Origin of the sequence: Agromyces sp. PvR057 (assembly GCF_040547485.1) — a bacterium.
Classification (GTDB): domain Bacteria; phylum Actinomycetota; class Actinomycetes; order Actinomycetales; family Microbacteriaceae; genus Agromyces.
Genome location: NZ_JBEPPT010000001.1, coordinates 1,737,741 through 1,762,109 on the forward strand (window position 1 = coordinate 1,737,741; position 24,369 = coordinate 1,762,109).

Genomic DNA, 24,369 nt, shown 5'->3' on the forward strand with positions numbered 1-24,369 from the left:
AAGGAGTATCTCCATGGCTGAGAAGCTGTCCGGCATCATCGACCCGCCCATCGACGACCTGCTGTCGAAGGTCGATTCCAAGTACCAGCTCGTGATCTTCGCGTCCAAGCGTGCGCGCCAGATCAACGACTACTACGCCGACCTCCACGAGGGCAGCCTGTTCGACAACGTCGGCCCTCTGGTCGACTCGTCGATCGACGACAAGCCCCTCTCGGTCGCGATGCACGAGATCAACGAAGACAAGCTGGTGCTCCGCCCGCTCGGCGAGTAAGCACGCACGGATGTCGCGGCTCAACATCGTCGTCGGCATCACCGGCGGCATCGCGGCGTACAAGGCGGTCGGCGTCGTGCGGGCCCTGGTGCTCGCCGGCCATGACGTGCACGTGGTGCCGACCGAGGGCGCGCTCCGCTTCGTCGGGCGCCCGACGCTCGAGGCGATCTCCCGCAACCCGGTGCACGCCGATCTCTACGAGGGCGTCGCCGAGGTGCGCCATGTCGCCATCGGCCAGGCGGCCGACCTCATCGTCATCGCGCCCGCGACGGCCAACACGATCGCGAAGCTGGCTGCGGGCCTTGCCGACGACCTCCTCGGCAACACGGTGCTCGCGAGCGAGGCGCCGATCGTCATCGCCCCGGCGATGCACACCGAGATGTGGCGCAACCCGGCGACGGTCGCCAACGTCGCGACGCTTCGCGAGCGCGGCGTCACGATCATCGGTCCGGCGGTCGGCCAGCTCACGGGCACCGACAGTGGTCCCGGTCGCATGGAGGAGCCCGATGCCATCGTCGCGGCGGCGCTGGCTCGCGTCGACGCGTCCGCGCCCGGCACTCGCACCGACCTCGCCGGTCGCCGCGTCGTCGTGACGGCGGGCGGTACGCGCGAGCCGCTCGATCCCGTGCGCTTCCTCGGCAACCGCTCCAGCGGCAAGCAGGGCGTCGCGATCGCCGAGGCGGCGCGCGCCAGGGGGGCCCAGGTGACCCTCATCGCGGCGAACCTCGAGGTCGCGGCGCCCGGCGGCTGCGACATCCGCTCAGTCTCGACGACTCTCGAGCTGCAGGCGGCCGTGACGGATGCCGCCAGGGGCGCAGACGTGGTGGTCATGGCGGCCGCGGTGGCCGACTACCGACCGGCCGAGGTCAGCGAGTCGAAGATCAAGAAGCAGCCGGGCGACGACGGGCTCACCCTCGAGCTCGTGCGCAACCCCGACGTCCTCGCCGGGCTCGGGCACGCGCCGCACGAGGGCACGCTCCTCGTCGGCTTCGCGGCCGAGACCGAGGCCGACGACGATCGGTTGATCGCGCTCGGCGCGGCCAAGCTCGAGGCGAAGGGCGCCGACCTGCTCGTCGTCAATCGCGTCGGCTGGGCGGAGGGCTTCGCCAGAGATGACAACCGTGTCGTCATCCTCGGCAATGAAGGTGTGCTCGCCCGTGCCGATGGCAGCAAGATGTCGGTGGCGCACGAGATCCTCGATCTCGTGGCGCCGCGCCTGCACGACCGAGCAGCTGGGTCGGGCGAGGAGCCCGCACGGCCGGGTCCCACCGGCTGACGGCGCGCCTCGCCGAAGCCCGAGCCGCACACGCATCATCGATGAAAGTAGACCCGCGACCATGAGCAAGCTTCGACTGTTCACCTCCGAATCGGTCACCGAGGGGCACCCCGACAAGATCTGCGACCAGGTCTCGGACTCGATCCTCGACGCGCTGCTGACGGTGGATCCGCACAGCCGGGTCGCGGTCGAGACCCTCGTGACGACCGGCCTGGTCCATGTCGCCGGCGAGGTCACCACGTCGGGGTACGTCGAGATCCCCGCGATCGTGCGCGAGCGGGTCACCGCGATCGGATACAACTCGTCCGACGTGTGGTTCGATGGCCGCTCCTGCGGCGTGTCCGTGTCGATCGGCGGCCAGTCGCCCGACATCGCGCAGGGCGTCGACGACGCGTTCGAGTCGCGCGAGCGCTCGAGCGAAGACCTCCTCGACAAGCAGGGAGCCGGCGACCAGGGCATCATGTTCGGCTATGCGACGCGCGAGACGCCGCAGCTCATGCCCGTGCCGATCTGGATCGCGCACCGACTCGCCGAGCGCCTCACCGAGGTCCGCAAGCGTGGAGAGCTCGACTACCTGCGCCCCGACGGCAAGACCCAGGTCACCGTCGGCTACGACGGCCAGGTTCCGCGCACGATCGAGACGGTCGTCCTCTCGACCCAGCATTCACCGAAGGTCTCCACCGACCAGCTTCGCGCCGAGGTCGAGGAGCTGGTCATCACGCCCGTGCTCGACACCGTCGAGCTGGCGCGCCCCGACCTCGACGTGCTCATCAACCCGACCGGCCGGTTCGAGATCGGCGGCCCGCAGGGCGACGCCGGTCTCACGGGCCGCAAGATCATCATCGACACCTACGGCGGCGCGAGCCGGCACGGCGGCGGCGCGTTCAGCGGCAAGGACCCGTCGAAGGTCGACCGCTCGGCCGCGTACGCCATGCGGTGGGTCGCGAAGAACGCGGTCGCGGCCGGGCTCGCCGACCGACTCGAGGTGCAGGTCGCCTACGCGATCGGCAAGGCGGCGCCGGTGGGCCTCTACGTCGAGACGTTCGGCACGGCCCACGTGCCCGAGGAGCGCATCATCTCCGCGATCCGCGAGGTGTTCGATCTGCGTCCCGCGGCGATCATCCGCGATCTCGACCTCCTGCGGCCGATCTACGCGCAGACGGCGGCATACGGCCACTTCGGGCGCGAACTCCCCGACTTCACGTGGGAGCGGCTCGACCGAGTCGACGACCTGCGCGCCACCGCCGGACTCTGACATGGCGGGCGGCTCCGTCGCCAGGGTGCTGCTCGACTCCCCGCTGCCGCAGCTCGACCAGCTCTTCGACTACCGGGTGCCCGAGCGTCTGCGCGAGCAGGCGCGTCCGGGGGTGCGGGTGCGCGCGCCGCTGCGTTCGGGCGGTCGCATCGCGAACGGCTGGCTCGTCGAGCTCGCCGACACGAGCGAGTTCGAGGGCAGGCTCAGCGACCTCGAGGATGTCGTGTCCGAGGTGCCGCTCCTCACACCCGAGGTGTGGGCGCTCGCGCGGGCAGCGGCCGATCGTGCCGCCGGCAACGCGAGCGACGTGCTGCGACTCGCGGTGCCGTCCCGGTACGTGCGGGTCGAGCGCACCTGGGCGGCGGCCGAGCCCGACCCTGGCGAGCTCCCCGTCGACGTGGCTGCCGTGCACGGTGCCGCACCGGGCACGGTCGAGGCCGGCATCGCCGCGGGCGGTCGGATGTCGCTGGCCGCCGATCCTCGTCCGGTGCGACTGTCGTCGGGCGTGTGGGTGGGCGCGTGGGCGCTGACGATGGCGCAGGCCGCCGCCCACGCCCTCGCGTCCGACCGGTCGAGCCTGCTCGTGGTGCCCGACTACCGCGACCAGGACCAGCTCGAGGCGGCACTCGCGGCGACCGTCGATGCGCGGCGGGTGCTGCGCACGGACGCCAGGCAGGCCGGCGGCGCCAGATTCAGGGCGTTCCTCGACGCGACGGGCGATGCGGCGCGCGTGATCATCGGCAACCGGTCGACCGTGTACGCGCCGGCGAGTCGCCTCGGGCTCATCGCCCTGTGGGACGACGGCGACTCGCTCATGAACGAGCAGCTCTCGCCCGGCGTGCATCCGAGGGATGCCGCGCTGATCCGCCAGGAGCAGTCGGGAGCTGCGCTGCTCGCGCTGTCGCACTCGCGCAGCGTCGAGGTGGCCCGCCTCGTCGAGATCGGCTGGGTGCACGAGATCCCGGTCGCGCGTCATGCACGGCCGCGCGTGATCGCGACCGAGCACCAGCACACCCCCGAGACGACCTCGGCGCGCATCCCCACCGCGGCGTGGCGCCAGGCGCAGGAGGCCGTGCGTTCGGGCCCGGTGCTGGTGCAGGTGGCCCGTCCGGGCAACACGCCGCAACTCGCATGCGATCGGTGCCGTGAGCCCGCCCGCTGCGCGGCGTGCGGCGGCGGGCTCGCGATCCCGAGATCCGGGGGAGCGGCGCGGTGCGTGCTCTGCGGCACCGCGGCGACGGGCTGGGCCTGCCCCACATGCGAGGGCACGCGCCTGCGCGCGGTCACGATCGGCGCCAGTCGCACGGCCGACGAACTCGGTCGGGCGTTCCCGAACACGCGGGTCGTGCTCTCCGACGGCGAGAAGCCCGTGCTCCGCGTCGGCGGCGAACCGGCGCTCGTGGTCGCGACCAGGGGCGCGGAGCCGATCGCCGACGGCGGCTATCGGGCGGTGCTGCTGCTCGACGGCGAGCGCATGCTGCTGCGCGAGTCCCTGCGAGTGGCCGAGGACTGCCTGCGCTGGTGGTCGAACGCCGCGGCGCTCGTTGCGCCAGGGTCCCCGGTGTTCCTGGTGGGTGTCGGCGGCGCGCTCTCGACCGCCCTCACGACCTGGCGTCAGGCCGACTGGGCGGGGTCCGAGCTCGCCTCGCGCCGGGCGCTGAGGTTTCCGCCCGCGGTGCGCGTGGCGAGCGTGACCGCGTCGGCCGCGCACGTCGCCGCGGCGATCGCCGCGGCCGAGTCGGCCGACGGGGTCGACGTGCTTGGGCCGGTGCCCGCTGACGACGGACTGGTCCGGGCGCTCGTGCGCTTCGACTACGGCTCCGGCCCGCGGGTGGCGAACGAGCTGCGGTCCGAGATGATCCGGGTGGCGACCGAGCGTCGCCGACCGGTCGCCGGGCGTCCGGTTCGGAGGCCGGCCGTGCTCAGGGTGCGGTTCGACGATCCCGAGGTGCCCTGAGTCGGGTCCGCGGGGCGCCCTGCGGCGGCGACGGGAGCGTCTTCGGCGACAATGGAGTGTGCAGAAGCTCCGACTCGTCTTCGCCGGTACTCCGGCGGCCGCCGTCCCCTCGCTCGAACGGCTCGCCGCGAGCGGCCACGAGGTCGTGGCGGTGGTCACCCGTCCGGCCGCGCCGCTCGGGCGCAAGCGCGTCCTGACCCCCTCGCCGGTCGCGCAGGCGGCCGAGCGGCTCGGGCTCGAGGTCATCGAGGCGGCACGACTCGATGCCGACGTCTCGGCGCGCATCGCGGCATCCGCCCCCGATCTCGGCGTCATCGTCGCCTACGGCGGCCTCGTGCGCGAGCCGCTGCTCTCGACGCCGGCGCACGGCTGGATCAACCTGCACTTCTCGTTGCTGCCGGCCTGGCGCGGTGCCGCGCCCGTGCAGCACGCGCTGATCGCGGGTGAGCACGAGACCGGTGCGGCCGTCTTCCAGCTCGTGCCCGAGCTCGACGCTGGCGCCGTGTTCGCCGAACTGCGACGGCCGGTCGAGGCGTCCGACACGGCAGGTGCCCTGCTCGACGAGCTCTCCGTCTCGGGCGCCGCCCTCCTCGAGCGGGTCGTCGACGGCATCGCCGATGGTACGGCCGAGGCCGTGCCGCAGGTAGGGACGCCCTCGTTCGCGCCGAAGCTCGGCATCGACGACGCACGGCTCGACTGGACCCGGCCGGCGGCCGAGGTGCTCGCCAGGTACCGCGGCGTCACGCCGGAGCCCGGCGCGTGGACCACGATCGACGGCCAGCGGGTGAAGGTGCTCGAGCTCGCACCGAGCGCAGACGAGGAGGCCGCCGACGGGGCGCGCCTCCGGGCGGGCGCGCTCGCGGCGAGCGGGCGACGCCTGCTCATCGGAACGGCCGATGCACCGCTCGAGGTGCGCCGGGTGCAGCCCGCGGGCCGTACCGGCATGGCGGCCGCCGACTGGTGGCGCGGATCGGGACGAGACGGGGTGGTGTCCGAATGACCGAGCAGCGAGGTCGTGCGCACGGAGGGCGCCGCCAGGAGCCCAGGGAGCCCGCGCGCATCTCGCCCGCGCGCCGAGTCGCATTCGAGGTGCTCGAGGCCGTGCGCATCGACGAGGCCTACGCCAACCTGCTCCTCCCCGCTCGCATCCGCCGGGCGAGGCTCAGCCACGCGGATGCCGCGTTCGCGACCGAGTTGACGTACGGCACGCTGCGACGGCAGGGGACGTACGATCGCGTGATCGAGCTGGCCGCCGACCGACCGGCCGACGCGATCGATCCCGCCGTGCTGAACGTGCTGCGGCTCGGCGTGCACCAGCTGCTGGCGACGAGGGTGCCGACCCACGCCGCCGTGAACGAGCAGGTCGACCTGGTGAGGACCGTCGCGCCGAAGGCCGCCGGGTTCGTCAACGCGGTGCTCCGCACGGTCTCGCGCACCGACGCCGAGGCGTGGCGCGAACTCGTCGCCGAGGCGGCCCCGAGCGAGGACGAGCGCCTCGCGCGGCTCGAGAGCCATCCGGTGTGGGTCGTCCGGGCGCTTCGCACCGCGCTCGAGCACGAGGGCCGCGGCGACGAGCTCGAGGCGCTCCTCCAGGCCGACAACTCCTCGCCGCGCGTGAACCTCGCGCTGCTGCCCGGCCTCGTCGACGAGGCCGGGCGGCTCGCGGTCGAGGGGCTCGCGGCCGACCGGTACTCGCCGATCGGCGCGACGGCGGCCGACCCGATCGCCGTCATCGAGGCCGCGGGCGGTCGCGTCCGCGTGCAGGACGAGGGCTCGCAGCTCGCCGCGCTCGCGCTCAGCCGTGCCGTCCCGGTGCGGGCGGGGGAGCGGTGGCTCGATCTCTGCTCCGGCCCGGGCGGCAAGACCGCGGTGCTCGCAGCCGAGGCCCTCGCGACCGGCGCGGTGCTCTCGGCCAACGAAGTCGTGCCGGCGAGGGCCGACCTGGTGCGCTCGGCGATCGCGGGCGTGCCGCTCGACGTCGAGGTGCACGTCGGCGACGGTCGCGAGCTCGACCCTGCGGCGTTCGGCGCCGAGGGCGGCTTCGATCGCATCCTGCTCGACGCGCCGTGCACCGGCCTCGGCGCCCTCCGGCGTCGGCCGGAGGCGCGCTGGCGCAAGCGCCCGCAGGACGTCGCCGAGCTCACGCTGCTGCAGGGCCGACTGCTCGACGCCGCGTTCGCCGCGCTCGCTCCGGGCGGCATCCTCGCCTACGTCACGTGCTCGCCGCACACGGCGGAGACCCACGGTTCCCTCGGCACCGCGCTGGCACGCTGGGGTGCGGCGGCCGAGTCGCTCGACACGGCGGCCGTCGTGCAGGCCGTGTCGCGGCATCCGCTCGACCTCGCGTCGGATGCCGCGACGGTGCAGCTCTGGCCGCACCGGCACGGCACCGACGCGATGTTCATCGCCCTGGTCCGTCGCACCGAGTCGTGACGCAGGAGCCTGACCGGCCAGCCGGCCCGTGCCTCGCTAGGCTGGCAGCATGACGACGCGGATCAACCCGAGCATCCTCGCTGCCGACTTCGTGAACCTCGAGTCCGAGCTCGCGCGCATCGCGACCGCCGACCTCGTGCACGTCGACGTCATGGACAACCACTTCGTGCCGAACCTGACCTTCGGCCCGCAGATGGTCGGCCGTCTGCAGGACGTCAGCCCGATCCCGCTCGACGTGCACCTCATGATCTCGGATGTCGATCGCTGGGGACCCGGCTACGCCGAGCTCGGTGCGTTCTCGGTCACCTTCCACGCCGAGGCGTCCGACGATCCCGTGAAGCTCGCACGCCGACTGCGCTCGATCGGCGCACGCGCGGGAGTCGCCCTGAAGCCCGGGACGGATGCCGCACCCTACCTCGAGCTGCTGCCCGAGTTCGACCAGGTGCTCATCATGACCGTCGAGCCCGGATTCGGCGGCCAGTCGTTCATGCTCGAGACGATGCCGAAGCTGCGTCGAGTCTCCGACGCGGTGCGCGCCGCGGGCCTCGACGTGTGGCTGCAGGTCGACGGCGGCATCTCGCTCGACACGATCGGCATCGCCGCAGAGGCCGGAGCCGACACGTTCGTGGCCGGCTCCGCGGTGTTCGGCGCCGAGGTTCCCGCCGAGCGCATCGCGGCGCTCCGCGACGTCGCGGCGACACATCGGCATGGGGCGTTGCCGGGCACCGGTAGTCTGAAGTCGTGAAGACATTCGACGAACTCTTCGTCGAGCTCAGCGAGAAGGCCCGCACCCGTCCAGAGGGTTCCGGCACCGTGCGCGAGCTCGATGCAGGCGTGCACGCCATCGGAAAGAAGATCGTCGAGGAAGCGGCCGAGGTGTGGATGGCCGCCGAATACCAGACCGACGACGAGGCTGCCGAGGAGATCTCGCAGCTGCTCTACCACCTGCAGGTGCTGATGCTCGCGAAGGGGCTCTCGCCCGCCGACGTGTACCGACATCTCTGATCGCGCTCCGACCCGTCAGATCCGTCGACTCGGCTGAATCGCCGCAACCAGAAGGTCAGAACATGCTTCGAATCGCCGTGCCCAACAAGGGCTCGCTGTCAGAGACCGCCGCGCAGATGCTGTGGGAGGCCGGGTACACCGGCCGCCGCGATCCGCGCGACCTGCACACCGCCGACCCCCGCAACGGGGTCGAGTTCTTCTACCTGCGTCCGCGCGACATCGCGACCTACGTCGGCTCGGGTGCGCTCGACGTCGGCATCACGGGTCGCGACCTGCTGCTCGACTCCGGCTCGGACGCCTCCGAGATCGCGCCCCTCGGGTTCGGCGACTCCACGTTCCGGTTCGCCGGACCGGCGGGCGCCTTCACGGAGCTCTCCGACCTGCAGGGCGTCCGGGTGGCGACGAGCTATCCGGGGCTCGTCGGCGGCTTCCTCGCCGGCCACGGGGTCACGTCGAAGCTCGTCAAGCTCGACGGCGCGGTGGAGTCGGCCGTGCGCCTCGGCGTTGCCGACGCGGTCGCCGACGTCGTCTCCACCGGCTCGACGCTCCGCCAGGCCGGGCTCGAGATCTTCGGCCCCGTCATCCTCGACTCAGAAGCCGTGCTCATCGGCTCCGGCGTCGACAAGGCCGGTGCCGACACCCTCCTCCGTCGCCTCCAGGGCGTGCTCGTCGCTCGCCAGTACGTCCTGCTCGACTACGACGTGCCCGTCGCGCACCTCGAGCGCGCGACCGCTGCGGCCCCCGGCTTCGAGTCACCGACCGTGTCACCGCTGCACGACCCCGAGTGGGTTGCCGTGCGGGTCATGATCCCCCGCACCGACATGAACCAGGTCATGGACGAGCTCTACGCGATCGGCGCCCGCGCGATCCTCGTGAGCGCGATCCACGCAGCGCGGTTGTGAGGCGCTCATGACGCTCGCGATCCGCGTGATCCCGTGCCTCGACGTGGCCGCCGGCCGCGTCGTCAAGGGCGTCAACTTCGAGAACCTGCGCGATGCCGGCGACCCCGTCGAACTCGCGGCCCGCTACGGCGAGCAGGGGGCCGACGAGCTCACGTTCCTCGACGTCACGGCGACCGTCGACGACCGGTCGACCACCTACGACATGGTGCAGCGGGTCGCCGAACAGGTGTTCATCCCGCTCACCGTCGGCGGCGGCATCCGTTCGAACGACGACGTCGCCCGCCTGCTCGGCCACGGTGCCGACAAGGTGGGGGTCAACAGCGCCGCGATCGCGCGCCCCGCGCTCATCGGCGAGATCGCCGACCGCTTCGGCGCGCAGGTGCTCGTGCTCTCGCTCGACGTCAAGCGCTCGGAGCGCACCGAGTCTGGCTTCGTCGTCACGACGCACGGCGGCCGCACCGAGACCGACCTCGACGCGCTCGAGTGGGCGCGCACGGCGATCGAGCTCGGCGCGGGCGAACTGCTCGTCAACTCGATCGACGCCGACGGCACGAAGGCGGGCTTCGACCTCGAGCTCGTCGCCCTCATGCACGAGCTGTCCCGCGTGCCCGTGATCGCCTCCGGCGGTGCGGGCGCGGTCGAGCACTTCGCGCCGGCCGTCGCGGTCGGCGCCGATGCGGTGCTCGCGGCATCCGTGTTCCACAATGCCGAGCTGACCATCGGCCAGGTGAAGGCCGCACTCGCGGCAGACGGGAGGGTCGTGCGATGACCGACCCAGTGCAGAGCGCGGTCGACCGGGCGATGTTCAACGGCGACGGCCTGCTGCCGGCCGTGATCCAGCAGGAGGGCACCGGCGAGGTGCTCATGCTCGGCTGGATGGACCGCGAGGCCATGCGACGCACCCTCACCGAGGGGCGCGTCACGTTCTGGTCGCGGTCGCGGCAGGAGTACTGGCGCAAGGGCGACACGTCGGGCCACGCCCAGTACGTGCGTGCCGCCGCGCTCGACTGCGACGCCGACACGCTGCTCGTGACCGTCGAGCAGATCGGCGTGGCGTGCCACACCGGAACCCGGACCTGTTTCGTGGGCGACCCGCTCGAGGTCGTCCAGGGCTTCCCGCCCGCCGACTGACGAGGAGCGCTCGCGTGCCAGCCACCACCACGTTCGACGAGTTCACGGCGCTGCTGCCAGGCCGCCGGGTCGTGCCCGTCGTGCGCGAGCTCTTCGCCGACGGGGAGACCCCGGTCGGCATCTACCGCAAGCTCGCACGCGACCGCCCCGGAACCTTCCTCCTCGAGTCGGCCGAGCAGGGCGGCATCTGGTCGCGGTACTCGTTCGTGGGCGTCTCGTCGTACGGCGTGCTCACCGAGCACGAGGGCGGCGTGCGGTGGAACGACCACGGCCTCGGCCTCGACGTCGCGCGTGCGCTCGGCGACGCGGCCGGGCTCGAGCCCCTCGCCGCGCTCGAGTCGCTCTACGAGCGGTGGCGCTCCGACGATGTGCCCGGCGCGCCGCCCCTGACCGGCGGCCTCGTCGGGTTCATCGGGTGGGAGGCGATCCGGCAGATCGAGCACCTCCCGAACCGTCCGCCGGCCGACTTCGACATGCCCGGCCAGGCGTTCTGCTTCGTCGCCGAGCTCGCGGTCATCGACCATCGCACCGGAACCGTGCAGCTCGTCGCGTCCGTGCTGAACGACGGCGTCGACGAGCCCGATGCGCTGTGGGTCGGAGCGCAGGAACGCCTCGACCGCATGCAGCGCGACCTCTCCCGCCCCTCCGAGGCCCATCTCGCGACGATCGACCTCGACGTCGTCGCCAGCCCGACGCACCGCACCGAGCAGTCCGACTTCCTCGCCGCGGTCGAGCGCTCGCGCGAGTACATCCGCGAGGGCGACGTCTTCCAGGTGGTCATCTCGCAGCGCTTCGAGCAGGAGGTCACGGCCGATCCGCTCGACGTCTACCGGGTGCTGCGTACCCTGAACCCGAGCCCCTACATGTACTTCGTGCACGTGTCGGATGCCGCGGGCGAGCCCGTGCACATCGTGGGCTCGTCGCCAGAGGCGCTCGTGAAGGTGCAGCAGGGGCGCGTGTTCACGCATCCGATCGCCGGATCGAAGCCCCGCGGTGCGACACCCGAGGCAGATGCCGAGTTCGAGGCCGAGCTCATCGCCGATCCCAAGGAGCAGGCCGAGCACCTCATGCTCGTCGACCTCGCGCGCAACGACCTGGCGAAGGTGTGCCGCGCCGGCTCGGTCGAGGTGACCGAGTTCATGCGCGTCGAGCGGTTCAGCCACATCATGCACCTCGTCTCCTCGGTCGAGGGCGACCTGTCACCGCAGGCGAACGCCGTCGACGTCTTCCGGGCGGCGTTCCCCGCCGGCACCCTGTCCGGGGCGCCGAAGCCGCGCGCGCTCGAGATCATCGACGAGCTCGAGCCCGCCCAGCGAGGCCTCTACGGCGGCGTCGTCGGGTACTTCGGCTTCGGCGGCGACGCCGACCTCGCGATCGCGATCCGCACGGCCACGATCAGCGGGGGAGTCGCGCGCGTCCAGGCCGGCGCCGGGCTCGTCGCCGACTCGGTCGCCGAATCCGAGTTCGAGGAGTCGCGCAACAAGGCCGCGGCGCCCCTGCGGGCGGTCGCCATCGCGAATGCGCTCCGGAGCATCCCGTGACCGGCTCGCGGCTCAAGTCGCTCACCCTCCTCGTCGGCCTCGTCGGCGCCGGACTGGTGCTGCTCTCGTGGAGCCAGACCTGGTTCGAGCTCCGCATCGTCGACCCGGTGACGCAGGGCGGCGGCGATCCGATCGAGGTCGGCGGCAGCATCGCCTCGCCCGCCCTCGCGGCGCTCGGCCTCGCCGGGCTCGCGCTCGTCGCGGCGCTCGCGATCGCGGGCCCCGTCATCCGCGTGGTGCTCGCCGTGATCCAGTTCCTGCTCGGCGGCTCGATCGTGCTCGCGAGCTCGATCGCCCTCGGCGCTCCCGTGAAGGCGGTGGCTCCGGCGGTGACGGATGCCACGGGCGTCGCGGGATCCGGGCCGACGGCGGCGCTCGTGGCATCCGTCGACGCGACCGCCTGGCCGTGGGTCGCGGTCGCGGGCGGGGTGCTCGTCGTGCTCGCGGGCCTCGCGGCGCTCGTGACCGGCGGGCGCTGGCCCGGCTCGTCGCGACGCTACTCGACCACGCGGCTCGCCGATGCAGGCCATGGAGCCGAAGGCGACGCGGACGCCTCCGCCGCCGGCGCCGCGGTTGCGGACGCCGAGCGCGCACTGCCCCAGACCGACGCCCGCCGCCGGGCCTCGGATCGCGCCGTCGACGCCTGGGACGAGCTGAGCCGAGGCGACGACCCCACCGACGGATCCGACGAGACCGACGCGCCGACCGGCGATTCCGTCGACCGGCACGGCGAGACCGCCGAGCGATCCCGCGAAGATGACACGGCCCGCGACGGGCGTGAGAGCCCGACCGAACCCAGCCGCTAGACTTGCGGCGAACCCCCAGCACGAAGGAGCAACATGAGCACTGAGACCGCAGACCCCGGCCACGGACACTCGCCCGCGGCGTGGATCGCCGTCATCATCATGCTCGTCGGCTTCACGGTGGGCACCTTCGCGTTCTGGTTCGAGCTCGCGTGGCTCGTCTGGGCCTCGGCCGGCATCGTCGTCATCGGCCTGGTCGTCGGCTGGCTCCTCGCCCGGGCCGGCTACGGCGTCGGGGGCGACAAGGTCGCCGCGAAAGCCCACTGACGCGTGCTCGCCGACCTGACGGCGAACTCCGTCGCCGACGCTCTCGCGCGCCGTGAACGCAGGCCGCTCGACGTCGTCGAGCGTGCTGCGCTCGACCGCGCCCCCGCGCTCGACGCGCTGCGGGCACTGCGCCCCGCCGAGCACGTGAAGGTGATCGCCGAGATCAAGCGCGCGAGCCCTTCGCGCGGTGCGCTCGCGAGCATCGACGACCCCGCCGAGCTGGCGCGCACGTACGAGCTCGGCGGTGCGAGCGCCATCAGCGTCCTCACCGAGGGGCGCAAGTTCAAGGGCTCGCTCGAAGACCTCGAGAACGTCCGTGCAGCTGTGGCGATCCCGGTGCTGCGCAAGGACTTCATCGCGACGCCTTACCAGGTGTTCGAGGCGCGCGCAGCCGGTGCCGACCTGGTGCTGCTCATCGTGGCCGCGCTCGACGACGCGACGCTGCGCGAGCTGCACGAGCTCATCGGCTCGCTCGGCATGACGGCGCTCGTCGAGACGCACTCCGCCGACGAACTCGAACGGGCGAAGGCGCTCGGCGCGCGCCTGATCGGCGTCAACGCCCGCGACCTCTCGACGTTCGAGCTCGATCGCGACCTCTTCGGCCGGCTCGCCGACCGATTCCCCTCAGATGCCATCCGCGTCGCCGAGTCCGCGGTGCTCTCCGCGGCGGATGTCGCGCACTACCGTGCGTCAGGGGCCGACGCCGTCCTCGTGGGCGAGGCGCTCGTGACGGGCGACCCGATGGCCAACCTCTCAGCTTTCCTGGCGGTGTGACATGGCGCTCAGAGCGCAGACCGGTCCGTACTTCGGCGATTTCGGTGGGCGCTTCGTGCCCGAATCCCTCATCGCCGCCCTCGATCAGCTCGGCGAGGCCTACGACCTCGCCAAGCTCGATCCGACGTTCGCCGAGGAGCTCGCCGAGCTCGGTCGCAGCTACACGGGCCGACCCTCGATCATCACCGAGGTGCCGCGCTTCGCGAAGCACGCCGGCGGCGCGCGCGTCATCCTGAAGCGCGAAGACCTGAACCACACGGGCTCGCACAAGATCAACAACGTCCTCGGCCAGGCGCTGCTCACCAAGCGCATCGGCAAGTCGCGCGTGATCGCCGAGACGGGTGCGGGCCAGCACGGCGTCGCCACGGCGACGGCCGCCGCGCTCTTCGACCTCGAGTGCACGATCTACATGGGCGAGGTCGACACCGAACGCCAGGCCCTCAACGTGGCGCGCATGCGCCTGCTCGGTGCCGAGGTCATCGCGGTGAAGACCGGCTCGCGCACCCTGAAGGACGCGATCAACGACGCCATGCGCGACTGGGTCACGAACGTCGAGACGACCAACTACATCTTCGGCACGGTCGCGGGTCCGCACCCGTTCCCCGAGATGGTTCGCGACTTCCAGAAGATCATCGGCGAGGAGGCGCGCCAGCAGGTGCTCGACCTCACTGGGGCGCTGCCCACGGCGATCGCCGCGTGCGTCGGCGGCGGGTCGAACGCCATCGGCCTCTTCCACGCGTTCCTCGACGACGCCGACGTGAAGATCTACGGCTTCGAAGCCGGCGGAGAGGGCGTCGACACGCCGCGGCACGCCGCGACGATCACGAAGGGCCGCCCGGGCGTGCTCCACGGCGCCCGCAGCTACCTGCTCCAGGACGACGACGGCCAGACGATCGAGTCGCACTCGATCTCGGCGGGCCTCGACTACCCGGGCGTCGGCCCCGAGCACTCCTGGCTCTCCGCGATCGGCCGGGCCGAGTACCGGCCCGTGACCGACGACGCGGCCATGCAGGCGCTGCGCCTGCTCACGCGCACCGAGGGCATCATCCCCGCGATCGAGTCCGCGCACGCCCTCGCGGGTGCGCTCCAGCTCGGCCTCGAGCTCGGGCCCGAGGCCACCATCCTCGTGAACCTCTCCGGGCGCGGTGACAAGGACATGGACACGGCGGCCAAGTACTTCGAGCTCTACGACCAGGAGGACGCCACGTGAGAACGGTCGCCCCCGTCATCCGTCGCCGCAACGACGACGCCAACGGCGCACTCATCGGGTACCTCCCCGTCGGATTCCCCACGCTCGACGAGAGCGTCGAGGCAGCCGTCGCGCTCGTCGAGAACGGCGTCGACGTGCTCGAGCTCGGTTTGCCCTACTCGGATCCCGTCATGGACGGCCCCGTGATCCAGGCTGCAACGCAGCAGGCGCTGGCCAACGGCTTCCGGCTGTCGCACGGCTTCGAGGCCGTGCGTCGCGTCACGGAGCGCGTGGATGCCCCGGTGCTGCTGATGACCTATTGGAACCCCGTCGTGCAGTACGGCGTCGACCGGTTCGCCGACGACCTCGCCGCGGCCGGGGGAGCGGGCCTCATCACGCCCGACCTCATCCCCGACGAGGGCGCCGACTGGATCGCCGCCTCGGAGCGCACCGGGCTCGACCGGGTCTTCCTCGCGGCGCCGACCTCGACCGACGAGCGCCTCGTGCGCACCGTCGAGGCCAGCCGTGGGTTCGTCTACGCGGTCTCGACCATGGGCATCACGGGCGCTCGCGCCGACGTCGATGCGGCGGCGCGAACGCTCGTCGACCGTCTCGGCGCAGCCGGTGCCGAGGCGAGCTGCGTCGGCGTCGGCATCTCGACGGCCGATCAGGTCGCCGAAGTGCTCGCGTACGCGCAGGGCGCGATCGTCGGTTCCGCACTGGTGAGGGCACTGGCCGAGGGCGGTGTCACGGCCGCCGGAGCGCTGGCCGCCGACCTCGCGCGCGGCACGCGTTCCGAGTGAAGTACGCTGACTGAGGCCCGAGTGGCCGAAGCCCCAGACGAAAGGCAGCAGTCCGCGTGATCGCACCGCTGAGCATCCCGAGCCCGTCCCCCGAGTGGCAGTCGTTCCAGGTGGGGCCGTTCACGATCCACATGTATGCGATCTGCATCCTCGTCGGCATCATCCTGGCCGTCATCATCACGTCGCGCCGACTGACCAAGCGTGGCGCCGAGCCCGGCGTCGTGATCGACATCGCCCTCTGGGCTGTGCCGCTCGGCATCATCGGCGCCAGGATCTACCACGTCCTCACGCACCCGAACGACTACTTCTTCGAGGGCGCGAACGTCTGGAATCCCTTCGCACCGGGTGCGGTCTGGAACATCTGGGAGGGCGGCAACGCCATCTACGGCGCCCTCATCGGCGGCGCGGTCGGTGTCCTGATCGGCTGCCGCTTCACCGGCATCCGCTTCCTGTCGTTCGCCGACGCCCTCGCACCCGGCCTCCTGCTCGCGCAGGCCGCAGGCCGGCTCGGCAACTGGTTCAACCACGAGCTCTTCGGGGCGCCGACCGACCTGCCGTGGGGCCTCGAGATCTCCTCCGACAACGCCGCGTTCCCGGCCGGCCTCGCGGAGGGCACGCTGTTCCACCCCACGTTCCTCTACGAGATCATCTGGAACCTCGCGGGTGTCGTGGCCATCCTGCTCCTCGAGCGCGCCTTCAACATGCGCTGGGGTCGCGCCTTCGCCGTGTACCTCATCTGGTACGGCCTCGGTCGTGCGTTCCTCGAGTCGATCAGGCTCGACCCGAGCGAGATGTTCCTCGGCATCCGGGTCAACGTCTGGGCCTCGTTCGGCGCGATCCTCGTGGGCGTCATCCTGCTCATCGTGCAGTACCGCCGTCACACCGGTTCCGAGGTCACGCCCTACGTTCCCGGCCGTGAATGGAAGGGGCCCGACGCTGCGCTAGACTCGGACGAAACTGAGTCCGACTCCGACTCTCTCGACAACGAGGTCGGGAGTGAGAACATCGAGGGCGAGACCGCGGCCACAAGCACGCACAGGTCCACCACCCCCTAGGCCTTCCGCCTTCGTTCTCCGAAGCGACGCCGCACCTAGCGTCGCCATTCTCTCCGCTGGGCCGACGTCGTCCCCCGCTGCCACCTAGTAGATGAGGACGGTCACACGTGTCGCTCACTCCACCCTTCGCGAGGTTCGGTTCGATCCCCGCAGCCCAGGGCATGTACGACCCCGCCGCCGAGAAAGACGCCTGCGGGCTCGCCATGGTCGCCACGCTCCGTGGCACCGCAGGGCATGACATCATCGCGACGGCGCTCGAGGCGCTGCGCCACCTCGAGCACCGCGGCGCCATCGGCTCCGACGCGGGCACCGGCGACGGCGCCGGCATCATCACGCAGATCCCCGACGCGTTCCTCCGCGCGGTCGTCGACGTCGAGCTGCCCGCAGAGGGCTCCTATGCCGTCGGCAACGCGTTCCTGCCGATCGACCCGAGCCTGCGGTCGAAGATCAAGCAGGGCCTCCGCGCGATCGCCGTGTCCGAGGGTCTCGACATCATCGCCTGGCGCGAGGTGCCCGTGCGCCCCGAAGAGCTCGGCACGCTCGCCCGAGCGGCGATGCCCGCCGTCCACCAGCTCTTCGTGCAGTCGGCATCGGTCGACGAGAAGGGACGCCGGCTCTCCGGCATCGCGCTCGACCGCCTCGCCTTCCGCCTGCGCAAGCGAGCCGAGCGCGAGCTCGAGCTCTACTTCATGTCGCTGTCGTGCCGCACCATCGTCTACAAGGGCATGGTCACGACCCTGCAGCTCGAGCCGTTCTACCCCGACCTCTCCGACGAGCGGTTCGCGTCGAAGCTCGCGCTGGTGCACTCGCGGTACTCCACGAACACGTTCCCGTCGTGGCCGCTCGCACAGCCGTTCCGCATGATCGCGCACAACGGCGAGATCAACACGATCCAGGGCAACCGCAACTGGATGCGCGCGCGCCAGTCGCAGCTCGAGTCCGAGCTGCTCGGCGACCTCGACCCGATCCTGCCGATCGTGACGCCCGGCGCGAGCGACTCCGCCTCGTTCGACGAGGTCGTCGAGCTGCTCACCCTCGCGGGCCGCAGCCTGCCGCACGCGATCATGATGATGGTGCCGGAGGCCTGGGAGAACCAGACCGAGATCTCGCCCGAACGCCGCGCGTTCTACGAGTACCACTCGATGCTCATGGAGCCGTGGGACGGCCCCGCCGCGATCGTCTTCACCGACGGCTCGCTCGTCGGCGCGACGCTCGACCGCAACGGGCTCCGCCCCGGCCGCTACGTCGTCACCGACGACGGCCTCGTCGTGCTCGCCAGCGAGATCGGCGTGCTCGAGGTGGCGTCCTCGAAGGTCGTGCGAAAGGGGCGCCTGCAGCCCGGGCGCATGTTCCTCGTCGACACCGAGGCCGGCCGCCTGATCGAGGACGACGAGATCAAGGCCGACCTCGCCGCATCCGCTCCCTGGGGCGAATGGCTCGACTCCGGCCGCATCCGCCTCGCGGAGCTGCCCGAGCGCGAGCACATCGTGCACCCGCCGGCATCGGTCAACCGTCGCCAGCGCACGTTCGGCTACACCGAGGAGGAGGTGAAGATCCTGCTCGCGCCGATGGCGCGCACGGGAGCCGAGCCGCTCGGGGCCATGGGCTCCGACACGCCGGTCGCGGTGCTCTCGCAGCGCCCGCGCCTGCTCTTCGACTACTTCACGCAGCAGTTCGCGCAGGTCACGAACCCGCCGCTCGACTCCATCCGCGAAGCGGTCGTCACCTCGCTCGGCACGTCGCTGGGCCCAGAGCACAACCTGCTCGCCCAGGGTCCCGACCACGCGCGCCAGGTCTCGCTCGACTTCCCCGTGATCGACAACGACGAGCTCGCGAAGATCGTGCACATCGATCCTCGCGACGGCGGCGCCCGCACGACCAAGACGCTGAAGGGCCTCTACCGGGTCGACGACGGCCCGGAGGCCATGCGTGCGCGCCTCGACGAGCTCTGCGTCGAGGCCGACCAGGCGATCGCCGACGGCGCCCGCTTCGTCGTGCTGAGCGACCGCGACTCGACGGCCGAACTCGCGCCGATCCCGTCGCTGCTCATGCTCTCGGCTGTGCACCACCACCTGATCCGCTCGGAGACCCGCATGGAGGTCGGCCTCGTGGTCGAGGCCGGCGACGTCCGCGAGGTGCACCACGTCGCGCTGCTCGTCGGGTTCGGCGCCAGCGCCGTCAACCCGTACCTCGCCATGGAGACCTGCGAAGACCTGGTGCGCGCCGGCGTCATCACGGGCGTCACGCCCGAGAAGGCCGTTCGCAACGTCATCTACGCGCTCGGCAAGGGCGTGCTGAAGATCATGTCCAAGATGGGCATCTCGACCATCTCGTCGTACGCGGGCGCGCAGGCCTTCGAGGCCGTCGGCCTCGCGCAGGACTTCATCGCCGAGTACTTCACGGGCACGGTCTCGAAGCTGGGCGGCGTCGGCATCGATGTCGTGGCGGCCGAGAACCTCGCGCGCCATCGCGCGGCCTACCCCGAGGACGCCGCGGTGCGCGCGCACGAGCGGCTCTCGACGGGCGGCGAGTACCAGTGGCGCCGTGACGGCTCGCCGCACCTCTTCAACCCCGAGACGGTCTTCCGCCTCCAGCACTCGACGCGCAACCGCCGCTACGACGTGTTCCGCGAGTACACCGCGCTCGTCGACTCCCAGGCCGAAGAGCTGATGACCCTCCGCGGGCTGTTCGCGCTCCGCAGCGGAACGCGACCGGCCGTGCCGATCGACGAGGTGGAGTCGGTCGAGTCCATCGTGAAGCGCTTCTCGACGGGTGCGATGAGCTACGGCTCGATCTCCAAGGAGGCGCACGAGTCGCTCGCGATCGCGATGAACCGGCTCGGCGCGAAGTCGAACACCGGCGAGGGCGGCGAGGACGTCGACCGACTCCTCGACCCCGAGCGCCGCAGCGCGATCAAGCAGGTCGCGTCCGGGCGATTCGGCGTCACGAGCATGTACCTCACGCATGCCGACGACATCCAGATCAAGCTCGCACAGGGTGCGAAGCCCGGCGAGGGCGGTCAGCTGCCTCCGACCAAGGTCTACCCCTGGGTCGCCCGCACGAGGCACGCGACCGCGGGCGTCGGCCTCATCTCGCCGCCGCCGCACCACGACATCTACTCGATCGAAGACCTCAAGCAGCTCATCTTCGACCTGAAGCGCGCGAATCCCGAGGCGCGCGTGCACGTCAAGCTCGTGAGCCAGTCGGGCATCGGCGCGGTCGCGGCGGGAACCGCCAAGGCGCTGGCCGACGTGATCCTCGTGTCCGGCCACGACGGCGGAACGGGCGCGAGCCCGCTCAACTCGCTGAAGCACGCCGGCACGCCCTGGGAACTCGGCCTGGCCGAGACACAGCAGACGCTGATGCTGAACGCCATGCGCGATCGCGTCGTCGTGCAGGTCGACGGCCAGTTGAAGACCGGCCGCGACGTGATCATCGGCGCGCTGCTCGGCGCCGAGGAGTTCGGCTTCGCCACGGCTCCGCTCGTCGTGCAGGGCTGCGTCATGATGCGCGTCTGCCACCTCGACACCTGCCCGGTCGGCGTCGCCACCCAGAACCCCGAGCTGCGCAAGCGGTTCACGGGCAAGCCAGAGTTCGTCGTGAACTTCTTCGAGTTCATCGCCCAGGAGGTGCGCGAGTACCTCGCCGAGCTCGGCTACCGCTCGATCGACGAGATCGTCGGCCGCCGAGAGCTGCTCGACATCGACCGGGCGGTCGACCACTGGAAGGCATCCGGCCTCGACCTGACGCCGGTGCTCGTCGGCCCCGACTTCTCGGACTCCGACCCGCGTCGCAACCTCCGCACGCAGGATCACGAGCTCGACAAGCACTTCGACAACGAACTGATCAGTCGCAGCGCCGCCGTGCTCGAGGGCGGCGGAACCGTCGAGATCGAACTGCCCGTCAAGAACACCGAGCGCGCCGTCGGCACGATGCTCGGCCACCAGGTCACGGTCCGCCATGGCGAGCACGGCCTGCCGACCGGCTCGATCGACGTCACGCTCACCGGCTCCGCCGGCCAGAGCCTCGGCGCGTTCCTGCCCAGCGGCATCACCCTCCGCCTCGAGGGCGACTCGAACGACTACGTCGGCAAGGGGCTCTCCGGCGGCCAGATCGTCGTGCGTCCGGCCCGCGACAGCGGATTCGCCGCCGAGCGCAACGTCATCGCCGGCAACGTGATCGGCTACGGCGCGACGCGCGGCAGCATGTTCATCCGCGGCATCGTCGGCGAGCGGTTCCTCGTGCGCAACTCCGGAGCGACCGCGGTGGTCGAGGGCGTGGGCGACCATGCGCTCGAGTACATGACCGGCGGGCTCGCGCTCATCCTGGGCGACACGGGGCGCAACCTCGGCGCCGGAATGTCCGGCGGCACGGCATACGTGCTCGGGCTCCGCTCCGAGCGCGTCAACATCGAGTCGCTGAAGACCGGCGAGCTCGAGCTGCACCCGCTCGGCAGCGCCGATCGCGAGATCGTCCGCGACCTGCTCGAGCAGCACGTCGCCAACACCGATTCGACCGTGGCCGCGGACCTGCTCGCAGCAGGAGACGCCGCGTTCGAACGCTTCACCAAGGTGCTGCCGCGCGACTACGCCGCAGTGCTCCGAACCCGCCAGAGCGCGGTCGACGAGGGGCTCGACCCCGACGGCGACGTGGTCTGGACTCGAATCCTGGAGGTGACCGGTGGCTGACTCCGAACTGGTCTCGACCCGAGCTCTGCTCATGAACCACCTGGAGGCGACCCGTGGCTGACCCGAAGGGCTTTCTGAAGGTCACCGAGCGCGAGCTGCCCAAGCGGCGTCCCGTGCCGGTGCGCATCATGGACTTCAAGGAGGTCTACGAGCAGGGCGATCCCGCCCAGCTGCGTCGTCAGGCCGGCCGCTGCATGGACTGCGGCATCCCGTTCTGCCATCAGGGCTGCCCGCTCGGCAACCTGATCCCCGAGTGGAACGACCTCATGTTCCGCGGCGAGGGCCGCGCGGCGATCGAGCGCCTGCACGCGACGAACAACTTCCCCGAGTTCACGGGTCGGCTGTGCCCGGCCCCCTGCGAGTCTGCCTGCGTGCTCGGCATCAACCAGCCCGCGGTCACCATCAAGCAGGTCGAGGTCTCGATCATCGACCAGGCCTTCGGCAGCGGCTGGGTGCAGCCCCAGCCCCCCGGGCGGCTCACGGGCAAGACGGTCGCCGTCGTCGGGTCCGGTCCCGCCGGGCTCGCGGCCGCTCAGCAGCTGACGCGGGCGGGACACACGGTCGCGGTCTACGAGCGCGACGACCGCATCGGCGGCCTGCTGCGCTACGGCATCCCCGACTTCAAGATGGAGAAGAAGCACATCGACCTGCGCATCGCGCAGATGACGGCCGAGGGCACCCGCTTCCGCGCGGGCGTCGACATCGGCGTGGACATCACGTGGGCCCAGCTCCGCGAGCGCTACGACGCCGTCGTGGTCGCCACCGGCGCGATGGTGCCGCGCGATCTCCCGATCCCTGGCCGTGAACTGCCCGGCGTGCACTTCGCCATGGAGTACCTCACGCAGTCCAACCGGGCGGTGGCAGGCGACCAGGTCTACGACCAGATCACGGCCGAGGGCAAGCACGTGATCGTGCTCGGCGGCGGCGACACCGGTGCGGACTGCATCGGCACCGCGCACCGCCAGGGCGCCCTCTCGGTCACGAACCTCGCGATCGGCAAGCAGCCGGGCGAGGCTCGGCCCGAGCACCAGCCGTGGCCGATGCATCCGACCCTCTTCGAGATGCAGAGCGCGCACGAGGAGGGCGGCGAGCGCCAGTACCTCGCCTCGACCGTCGAGTTCCTCTCGAACGAGAACGGCGAGCTTCGGGCGATCCGCATCGCCGAGACCGAGTTCGTCGACGGGCGCCGCGTGCCCAAGGCCGGCACGGAGCGCGATCTCCCCGCCGACCTCGTGCTGCTCGCCCTCGGATTCACCGGGCCGGAGACGGCCATGACCGACGACCAGCTCGAGCTGCCCGCCGACGCGCGTGGCAACTTCGCGCGCGGCGCCGACTACGCGACCTCGCTCCCCGGCGTGTTCGTGGCCGGTGACGCGGGGCGCGGGCAGTCGCTCATCGTGTGGGCCATCGCCGAAGGGCGTGCTGCGGCATCCGCCGTCGACCGGTACCTTGAAGGCAAGACCGACCTGCCGAGTCCTGTGCCGGCGACCGCTCGCGCGTTCGCCATCTGACCACGACGCGTCGACGGCGCGTCACCCGAAAACAACCCCCCGCGCGCAGGCGCGGAGACAGCTTGGAGCAGAACCACATGAGACGAGCGAAGATCGTCGCCACCCTCGGGCCGGCGACATCGAGCTACGAGCAGATCCGGGCGATCATCGATGCGGGCGTCGACGTCGCGCGGATGAACCTCAGCCACGGCAGCTACGACGTGCACGAGGGCGTCTACCAGAACGTGCGGAAGGCCGCCAACGACAGCGGCAAGGCCGTGGCGGTACTGGTCGACCTCCAGGGCCCGAAGATCCGCCTCGGCAAGTTCGCCGACGGCCCCCACGAGCTCGCCGAGGGCGACATCTTCAAGATCACGACCGAAGACGTCGTCGGCACGAAGGAGCTCGTCGGCACGACCTTCAAGGGCCTGCCCCAAGACGTGAAGGCCGGTGACTTCCTCCTCATCGACGACGGCAAGGTGCGCGTCGAGGTCGTCGAGACCGATGGCGTCGTGGTCACCACGAAGGTCATCGTCGCCGGCCCCGTCTCGAACAACAAGGGCATCAACCTCCCGGGCGTCGCGGTCAACGTGCCTGCGCTCTCCGAGAAGGACGAGGCGGACCTGCGCTGGGGCCTCGAGCTCGGCGCCGACCTCATCGCGCTCTCGTTCGTCCGCAACGCGGCCGACATCGAGCGCGTGCACGAGATCATGGACGAGGTCGGCCGCCGCGTCCCCGTCGTCGCGAAGATCGAGAAGCCGCAGGCCGTCGACGCGCTCGAGGAGATCACCGAGGCGTTCGACGCGATCATGGTCGCCCGTGGCGACCTCGGCGTCGAGCTGCCGCTCGAGGCCGTGCCGATCGTGCAGAAGCGCGCCGTCGAGATCGCGCGCCGCCTGGCGAAGCCGGTCATCGTCGCGACGCAGATGCTCGAGTCGATGATCCACAGCCCTGTGCCGACGCGCGCCGAGACCTCCGACGTCGCGAACGCGATCCTCGACGGTGCCGACGCGGTCATGCTCTCCGGCGAGACCAGCGTGGGGGAGTACCCGGTCATCACGGTGCAGACGATGGCCCGCATCGTCGAGTCCACCGAGAAGCACGGCCTCGAGCGCATCGCGCCGCTCGGCACCAAGCCGCGCACCCAGGCCGGCGCGATCACCCTCGCCGCCGTCGAGGTCGCCGACTTCGTCGAGGCGAAGTACCTCTGCGTGTTCACCGAATCCGGTGAGACGGTGCGCCGCATGTCGCGACTGCGCTCCGACATCCCCATCCTCGCGTTCACGCCCGACCCCGCGATCCGTCGCCGCATGGCGCTGAACTGGGGCGTCGAGTCCTTCGTCGTCGAGCGCGTGACGCACACCGACCAGATGGTCGGCCAGGTCGACGAGGCGCTCGGCCGTACCGGCCGCGCGGCGAAGGGCGAGAAGGTCGTCATCATCTCCGGGTCCCCTCCCGGAATCCCGGGCACCACGAACGACGTGCGTGTGCACGTCGTCGGCGAGGTGCTCTAGCACCTCGGCTCGACG

Annotated in this window: 21 protein-coding genes; all 21 read left to right on the plus strand. The window is 71.3% G+C overall.

Going from position 1 to position 24,369, the window contains the following annotated elements; all coding sequences use genetic code 11:
• Positions 1-13: 13 nt before the first annotated feature.
• Entirely contained in the window at positions 14-271 is a 258-nt protein-coding gene (rpoZ, locus tag ABIC29_RS07905; RefSeq protein ID WP_055857586.1) for a DNA-directed RNA polymerase subunit omega, read from the plus strand.
• Positions 272-281: 10 nt separating this feature from the next.
• On the plus strand, positions 282-1,547 hold the full coding sequence (gene coaBC / locus ABIC29_RS07910; RefSeq protein ID WP_116081615.1) for a bifunctional phosphopantothenoylcysteine decarboxylase/phosphopantothenate--cysteine ligase CoaBC: 1,266 nt from the start codon (positions 282-284) through the stop codon (positions 1,545-1,547).
• Positions 1,548-1,608: 61 nt separating this feature from the next.
• Complete coding sequence (gene metK / locus ABIC29_RS07915; protein WP_116081616.1) at positions 1,609-2,802, plus strand: methionine adenosyltransferase; 1,194 nt, start codon at positions 1,609-1,611, stop codon at positions 2,800-2,802.
• A gap of 1 nt (position 2,803) precedes the next feature.
• Positions 2,804-4,759 carry a primosomal protein N' family DNA-binding protein gene (locus tag ABIC29_RS07920; RefSeq protein WP_354244134.1) on the plus strand — a complete coding sequence of 652 codons (1,956 nt, stop codon included), beginning with the start codon at positions 2,804-2,806 and terminating at the stop codon, positions 4,757-4,759.
• Positions 4,760-4,817: 58 nt separating this feature from the next.
• Entirely contained in the window at positions 4,818-5,759 is a 942-nt protein-coding gene (gene fmt / locus ABIC29_RS07925; protein ID WP_354244137.1) for a methionyl-tRNA formyltransferase, read from the plus strand.
• Positions 5,756-7,192, plus strand: a complete 1,437-nt coding sequence (locus tag ABIC29_RS07930) for a transcription antitermination factor NusB (RefSeq protein WP_354244140.1) — start codon at positions 5,756-5,758, stop codon at positions 7,190-7,192. Before fmt ends, ABIC29_RS07930 begins: the two co-directional genes overlap by 4 nt.
• 49 nt (positions 7,193-7,241) lie before the next feature.
• Complete coding sequence (gene rpe / locus ABIC29_RS07935) at positions 7,242-7,937, plus strand: ribulose-phosphate 3-epimerase (protein ID WP_116081620.1); 696 nt, start codon at positions 7,242-7,244, stop codon at positions 7,935-7,937.
• Positions 7,934-8,197, plus strand: a complete 264-nt coding sequence (locus ABIC29_RS07940) for a phosphoribosyl-ATP diphosphatase (protein WP_055857598.1) — start codon at positions 7,934-7,936, stop codon at positions 8,195-8,197. The genes rpe and ABIC29_RS07940 overlap by 4 nt, the downstream gene beginning before the upstream one ends.
• Before the next feature lie 62 nt (positions 8,198-8,259).
• Positions 8,260-9,099 (plus strand): ATP phosphoribosyltransferase, encoded by an 840-nt coding sequence (gene hisG, locus ABIC29_RS07945; protein WP_055857600.1) that lies wholly within the window; start codon positions 8,260-8,262, stop codon positions 9,097-9,099.
• 7 nt (positions 9,100-9,106) lie between these two features.
• Positions 9,107-9,868 (plus strand): imidazole glycerol phosphate synthase subunit HisF, encoded by a 762-nt coding sequence (gene hisF, locus ABIC29_RS07950; RefSeq protein WP_116081621.1) that lies wholly within the window; start codon positions 9,107-9,109, stop codon positions 9,866-9,868.
• The gene (hisI, locus tag ABIC29_RS07955) at positions 9,865-10,230 is read left to right on the plus strand and encodes a phosphoribosyl-AMP cyclohydrolase (protein WP_116081622.1); all 366 of its coding nucleotides are present in this window, start codon (positions 9,865-9,867) and stop codon (positions 10,228-10,230) included. The genes hisF and hisI overlap by 4 nt, the downstream gene beginning before the upstream one ends.
• A 14-nt stretch (positions 10,231-10,244) precedes the next feature.
• Positions 10,245-11,771 (plus strand): anthranilate synthase component I, encoded by a 1,527-nt coding sequence (locus ABIC29_RS07960; protein ID WP_116081623.1) that lies wholly within the window; start codon positions 10,245-10,247, stop codon positions 11,769-11,771.
• Entirely contained in the window at positions 11,768-12,577 is an 810-nt protein-coding gene (locus ABIC29_RS07965; RefSeq protein ID WP_354244146.1) for a Trp biosynthesis-associated membrane protein, read from the plus strand. Before ABIC29_RS07960 ends, ABIC29_RS07965 begins: the two co-directional genes overlap by 4 nt.
• Before the next feature lie 33 nt (positions 12,578-12,610).
• A complete protein-coding gene (locus ABIC29_RS07970) occupies positions 12,611-12,841 on the plus strand; it encodes a DUF6704 family protein (RefSeq protein ID WP_116081625.1) in 231 nt (76 codons plus the stop codon).
• A gap of 3 nt (positions 12,842-12,844) precedes the next feature.
• Positions 12,845-13,615, plus strand: a complete 771-nt coding sequence (gene trpC / locus ABIC29_RS07975) for an indole-3-glycerol phosphate synthase TrpC (protein WP_116081626.1) — start codon at positions 12,845-12,847, stop codon at positions 13,613-13,615.
• 1 nt (position 13,616) lies between these two features.
• Positions 13,617-14,825, plus strand: coding sequence for a tryptophan synthase subunit beta (trpB, locus tag ABIC29_RS07980; RefSeq protein WP_354244149.1), 1,209 nt, complete (start codon positions 13,617-13,619; stop codon positions 14,823-14,825).
• Positions 14,822-15,607, plus strand: a complete 786-nt coding sequence (gene trpA, locus ABIC29_RS07985) for a tryptophan synthase subunit alpha (protein WP_354244151.1) — start codon at positions 14,822-14,824, stop codon at positions 15,605-15,607. Before trpB ends, trpA begins: the two co-directional genes overlap by 4 nt.
• Positions 15,608-15,663: 56 nt before the next feature.
• Complete coding sequence (gene lgt, locus ABIC29_RS07990; RefSeq protein WP_116081629.1) at positions 15,664-16,662, plus strand: prolipoprotein diacylglyceryl transferase; 999 nt, start codon at positions 15,664-15,666, stop codon at positions 16,660-16,662.
• Positions 16,663-16,823: 161 nt separating this feature from the next.
• On the plus strand, positions 16,824-21,350 hold the full coding sequence (gltB, locus tag ABIC29_RS07995) for a glutamate synthase large subunit (RefSeq protein WP_116081630.1): 4,527 nt from the start codon (positions 16,824-16,826) through the stop codon (positions 21,348-21,350).
• Between the two features lie 53 nt (positions 21,351-21,403).
• Positions 21,404-22,861: a glutamate synthase subunit beta gene (locus ABIC29_RS08000; protein WP_116081631.1), complete on the plus strand. Its 1,458-nt coding sequence runs from the start codon at positions 21,404-21,406 to the stop codon at positions 22,859-22,861.
• A 77-nt stretch (positions 22,862-22,938) separates the two neighbouring features.
• Complete coding sequence (gene pyk, locus ABIC29_RS08005; protein WP_116081632.1) at positions 22,939-24,354, plus strand: pyruvate kinase; 1,416 nt, start codon at positions 22,939-22,941, stop codon at positions 24,352-24,354.
• Positions 24,355-24,369: the final 15 nt, after the last annotated feature.